The 5,600-nt window shown below is 45.7% G+C and carries 7 protein-coding genes; 6 read left to right on the forward strand and 1 reads right to left on the reverse strand.

Going from position 1 to position 5,600, the window contains the following annotated elements; all coding sequences use genetic code 11:
* The 6 genes from A3735_RS19030 to A3735_RS19055 form a co-directional block, all read left to right on the forward strand.
* The coding region (locus A3735_RS19030) for an ArsR family transcriptional regulator (RefSeq protein ID WP_068638477.1) at positions 1 to 255 on the forward strand (255 nt) is incomplete at its 5' end.
* 25 nt (positions 256 to 280) lie between these two features.
* On the forward strand, positions 281 to 1,273 hold the full coding sequence (locus A3735_RS19035; RefSeq protein WP_068511225.1) for a permease: 993 nt from the start codon (positions 281 to 283) through the stop codon (positions 1,271 to 1,273).
* A gap of 11 nt (positions 1,274 to 1,284) precedes the next feature.
* On the forward strand, positions 1,285 to 1,521 hold the full coding sequence (locus A3735_RS19040; RefSeq protein ID WP_068554984.1) for a thioredoxin family protein: 237 nt from the start codon (positions 1,285 to 1,287) through the stop codon (positions 1,519 to 1,521).
* 45 nt (positions 1,522 to 1,566) lie between these two features.
* Positions 1,567 to 2,586 carry an ArsJ-associated glyceraldehyde-3-phosphate dehydrogenase gene (locus A3735_RS19045; RefSeq protein ID WP_068511229.1) on the forward strand — a complete coding sequence of 340 codons (1,020 nt, stop codon included), beginning with the start codon at positions 1,567 to 1,569 and terminating at the stop codon, positions 2,584 to 2,586.
* Between the two features lie 17 nt (positions 2,587 to 2,603).
* Complete coding sequence (gene arsJ, locus A3735_RS19050) at positions 2,604 to 3,830, forward strand: organoarsenical effux MFS transporter ArsJ (RefSeq protein WP_068511232.1); 1,227 nt, start codon at positions 2,604 to 2,606, stop codon at positions 3,828 to 3,830.
* A 64-nt stretch (positions 3,831 to 3,894) separates the two neighbouring features.
* Positions 3,895 to 4,542 carry a thioredoxin domain-containing protein gene (locus A3735_RS19055; protein WP_082865497.1) on the forward strand — a complete coding sequence of 216 codons (648 nt, stop codon included), beginning with the start codon at positions 3,895 to 3,897 and terminating at the stop codon, positions 4,540 to 4,542.
* 46 nt (positions 4,543 to 4,588) lie between these two features.
* On the opposite strand, the gene A3735_RS19060 is transcribed toward A3735_RS19055, so the two are convergent.
* Positions 4,589 to 5,600, reverse strand: a 1,012-nt coding sequence (locus tag A3735_RS19060) for a bifunctional diguanylate cyclase/phosphodiesterase (RefSeq protein WP_156499761.1), incomplete at its 5' end; no start/stop codon positions are given.

A 5,600-nucleotide genomic window follows, 5' to 3' on the forward strand; every position in this document is an offset into this window, starting at 1 on the left:
TGTGAACTGATGGCAGCATTGGAGTATGAGCAACCTAAAGTTTCCCGGCACCTGGCACTACTCAAAAAAGCAGGCATTCTGACAGACCGGCGCATGGGGCAATGGGTATTTTATAGGATAAACCCTAGTCTACCATCTTGGGCTAAGTCAGTTTTAGCACAAACATGCGACGCCAATATTTCAGAATTCAGTATGAACATCAGGCGACTAGAAACGATGAAAACCCGTCCAGATAGAGTGCTTTCATGCAATTGATATTCTTCAACGAGGGTAGATAAACATGTTTCAGATATTTACTGATCTTGCCGCCTGGTTTGTTTTTGACATATTGGGTTTGAGCCCGGAAACCAAGCTCGGTGACGCCCTGCATTTTTTTGTTGAAGATGTTAGCAAAATCTTTGTTCTGCTCGTTGTTATGATCTACTTAATTGCACTGATACGCGCCTCCCTCAACATTGAACAAGTCAGAGATTACCTGGCACAAAAAAATCGAGGGATTGGCTACCTAATGGGTTCGAGTTTTGGCGCAATCACGCCGTTTTGTTCCTGCTCCAGCATTCCCGTATTCCTAGGTTTCACCTCAGCGGGTATTCCCGTAGGAATTACTATGTCCTTTTTGCTTACCTCACCACTCATTAACGAGGTGGCCATACTGTTACTGCTAAGTCTACTAGGCTGGAAATTCACCCTTATTTACGTATTGGTGGGCATGACGGTTGGGATCCTTGGCGGCCTATTTCTAGACACCATCAAAGCCGAAAAATGGTTACAGTCTTTTGCTGCAGAAGCCCTCTCCAAAGCACAAGGAAAAGAGCCACAAACTACAGCATCAAAAGCTCAAGCGCTTGGCTTTCAACAACGTCATCAATTTGCAGTACGTGAGGCAACAGAGATTTTTGGCCGCGTATGGAAATGGGTAATTATTGGCGTCGGTCTCGGCGCTGCTTTACATGGCTTCGTACCAGATGGCTGGATCGAAGCACACTTGGGTGATGGGCAATGGTGGTCAGTCCCTGCAGCTGTAGTACTCGGTATTCCACTTTATTCTAATGCCACGGGCGTCATTCCGATTATGGAAAGCTTAATAACCAACGGGCTACCTGTAGGTACTACGCTCGCCTTTTGCATGAGTACTGTTGCTGCTAGTTTTCCAGAATTCATCCTACTCAAGCAAGTCATGCAGTGGAAATTACTTGGCACCCTATTCGTTATGCTCCTCATATCATTCACGCTCATAGGCTGGCTATTCAACGGCCTTAGCCCTTTTATATAAAGGAAAAGCTAATGAAAGCTTTTAAAGTACTCGGTACAGGCTGTGCTAAATGCACAAAAACAGCAGCCCTAATCCAGGCTATTGCGACAGAACTAGACCAGCAAATTCAAGTTAGTAAAGAAACCAGCCCTCAAGAAATTATGAACTATCAGGTAATGAGCACACCTGCCGTTGTTCTTAATGAGGAACTTGTTCACAGCGGGTCGATTCCAACTCGAAACCAAGTAACTGAGTGGCTAACAAGCTAACAGAGAAATTTGATCAAATAATTCTTATCTAAGGGATAAATCACTATGACCATCAAAGTAGGCATTAACGGCTTTGGCCGTATGGGTAGACTCTCACTCAGAGCTGCATTCGATTGGAAGGAGATCGAATTTGTTCAGATTAATGACCCGGCTGGCGACGCTGCTACACTCTCGCATCTGTTAAATTTTGACTCCGTACACGGTATTTGGGCTCATCAAGCAAGTAGTGAAGGTTCAAGCATACTTATCGGTGAGCATACGATTCCTTGCACACAAAATAAGACGATCTCTGAAACCGATTGGTCAGGCTGCGATATTGTTATCGAAGCGTCCGGCAAAATGAAGAGCAAGCAGGTACTTCAGGCCTATCTCGATCAGGGTGTGAAGCGCGTTGTCGTGACCGCTCCGGTCAAAGAAGAGGGTGTACTAAATATTGTGATGGGTGTGAACGATGACCTGTATGACCCAGAGGTCTACCCGATTATTACTGCTGCATCATGCACAACAAACTGCCTGGCGCCGGTGGTTAAAGTGATCCATGAAAGTCTAGGTATTAAACATGGCTCAATGACAACTATTCACGATATTACCAATACCCAGACCATTCTCGATGCGCCCCATAAGGATCTGCGACGTGCACGAGCCTGTGGTATGAGCCTGATTCCAACCACCACCGGTTCAGCTACGGCGATCACTCATATCTTTCCAGAGTTAAAAGGTAAGTTAAACGGTCATGCGGTACGTGTTCCATTAGCCAATGCATCGATCACTGACTGTGTATTCGAACTAGAAAAAGAAAGCTCGGTAGAAGAAGTGAACGCTCTATTAAAAAGTGCTTCTGAAGAAGCACTACAAGGCATACTCGGTTACGAAGAGCGGCCACTGGTTTCTATCGATTACAAAACCGATCCTCGTTCAGCCATCATTGATGCGCCTTCAACTATGCTGGTTAACGGCACTCAACTTAAGCTTTATGTGTGGTATGACAATGAATGGGGCTATGCCAATCGAACAGCTGAGCTGGTTCGTAAAGTCGGCCTCATCGACCAGAAAATTAATCACTAAGGCCATATTTGAAAACCATGAATATCAATAAACTCTCACCAGAAATTAAGCAATACCTGGTCGTAACAGGTAACTATTGGGCTTTCACGCTCACCGATGGCGCTTTGAGGATGTTAGTCGTATTGCACTTTCATGGCTTGGGTTACAGCCCGCTCGAAATTGCCATGCTGTTCTTGTTTTACGAGATCTTTGGTGTCATCACCAACCTTTTTGGTGGCTGGTTGGGCGCACATTTGGGGCTCAACAAAACCATGAATATTGGTCTGGCTCTGCAGGTGCTCGCATTGGCAATGCTGCTCGTTCCTGCCACTTTGCTCACAGTGCCTTGGGTCATGGCTGCTCAGGCTCTCTCAGGCATTGCTAAAGACCTGAACAAGATGAGTGCGAAAAGCTCGATCAAGCTGCTGGTTCCAAAAGATGCGCAAACTACACTGTATAAGTGGGTGGCAATTCTAACCGGATCTAAGAATGCCTTGAAAGGTGTCGGCTTCTTTTTAGGCGGCGCTTTACTGGCCACTCTCGGTTTTCAAGGTGCCGTTCTTGCTATGGCGCTAAGCTTGTTTGTGGTTTGGCTGGGTAGCATGTTTGCCTTAAAACAAGACTTAGGCAAGGCAAAGAACAAACCGAAGTTCACTGAAATATTTTCTAAAAGTCGGGCAATCAACGCCCTCTCAGCAGCTCGCTTATTTCTGTTTGGTGCCAGAGATGTTTGGTTCGTGGTTGCCTTGCCCGTTTATCTAGCGAGCGAGTTCGGCTGGAACCATTGGTCTGTAGGAGGCTTTCTTGCAAGCTGGGTAATCGCCTATGGTTTAGTGCAGTCCTTTGCCCCCAAGATTACGCAAAGCTCGACCAAGCGCGCCCCCGATGGCCATAGCGCGCTCGGCTGGGCGCTGCCTCTAATGCTGATACCCGCGGGCATCGCACTAGCCTTATCGAGCTCGCTTTCAGCACAGCTGGTGATCGTAATAGGTTTACTCGCCTTCGGCGCCCTGTTTGCTATAAATTCTTCTTTGCACAGCTACCTGATTGTGAGTTACGCCAGTGACGATGGCGTATCCTTAGATGTGGGTTTCTACTATATGGCCAATGCCATGGGCAGGCTAGTTGGCACCGTACTATCAGGTTGGATTTTCCAGTCTTATGGCCTTGAAGCATGTTTATGGGTATCGAGTACATTTATCGCCCTTTCGGCGACCATTTCACTTGCTCTTCCCAAACATAAAACGAACACAGTAAACACTTAAGCTTGAGCCTACGGTTCATGACTGTAAACTAGACCGCTTTCTTATTTGAACGGCCACAATTGTTATGAAAATGAATACCCGTGTTACGCTTATTTGTCTCTTGTTATCTCTGCCTTTGACTTGGTATACCTATCAACAAGATCAGAACTCCAAAGAAAGCCCGCAAAGCGACGAGCTCCTACAACAAGGAAGCATATATGAACGCCCTTACTCTCCGAGCTTTGGTCCTGCTGAGGCTAAAGTCACCATCGTTGAGTTTTTCGACCCAGCATGTGGTGCTTGCAGAGCTTTTTACCCTCTCGTAAAAGAGATTCAAGCAAGACATGAAAAGGATGTACGCATCGTACTTCGGTATGCAACCTTTCACCAAGGCTCTGAAGCTATCGTTAGAATGCTTGAAGCTGCGCGACTCCAAAACAAGTTCAAAGAGGTACTTGAAGCACTACTCATAGCCCAAGCCGAATGGACGGTTAACCATAAAGTTGTTGCGGATAAAGCTTGGCCTATTGCCGAAGCAGCGGGTTTAGATATTACACAGGCGAAAGCCGATATGACTTCAGATGAGATAAGCGCTCGCCTTCAACGGGAGAAGGACGATATTCGAGCTTTGCAAGTTAGCAAGACACCAACCTTTTTTGTTAATGAACAAGCGCTCCCCAAGTTTGGATCACAAGAGCTATACGATTTAGTTACCAAGGAACTCGCTAAATAATAATTGAGGTCAGAGTAAAAAATAATTTTTTACTCTGACCTCAATTTTAGTTCTCGCAACGCTTGGCTTTGGTAACCCAAGTAATAAACTCATGGGCAGGCATTGGTTTGGCGTGGTAATAGCCTTGCACGGATGAAACATTCTTCTCGGCAAGAATTTCCAGTTGCTCACGGGTCTCAACCCCTTCGGCAACAACCCTCAATCCGAAGCTTTGTGACAAAGAAACAATCGCATCAATAATCGCTGTCCCTTTGCTCTCTATCTGTTTGATAAAACTTCGGTCTATTTTCAACTCATCAATTGGAAAGGAGTGCAGATAAGCCAAAGAGGAATATCCAGTACCAAAATCATCGACAGAGAATCTAAAACCTTTGCTCTTAAGCGACTGCATTTTTTCAACAATCATCTCAACGTTTTCCATCAGCATACTTTCAGTGATTTCCAATTTAAACTTCGAGGTAGGTAGCGAAAACTCATCTACCACTAGTTTAATGCGTTCCTCCAAATCAACGTCGAATTGGCATGCGCTGATATTAATTGCCATCGTACACCTATCATGAGACGCTCCAGTCTCTTTTAGTGCAACGATCAACTCACATGATTCGCGCAGGACAATCTCTTGAATACGATGGATCGCGCCGGTCTGCTCAGCAATAGGAATAAATTTGTCGGGGCTAATTACCCCTTCCTCTGGGTGAATCCAGCGTACCAGAGCTTCTGCTCCTACTAAGGCTCCCCCCATATCCAACTGGGGCTGAAAGTAAGCTTCAAACTCATTCTTTGATATCGCTGCTTCAATATCACGCTCAATTCTTAATTGAAGGTCAGCCATTCTTTGCAACTCAGGGTCAAAGAATGCGTAGCGGTTACCACCTGCCTTTTTGGCTTTATACATCGCGGAGTCAGCACGTTTCAAAATTTCACTGGCGGAAACTGCTTTTTCATGGATCAAACAAATACCAATACTCGCACGCACGGCATAGTGAGCGTCCTGAAGAGTCAAGGTTTGCGAGAACACGTCTAATAAACTTTCAGCCAGCTTACTTGCTTCACGATGC

It is taken from the genome of Oleiphilus sp. HI0061 (assembly GCF_001635675.1).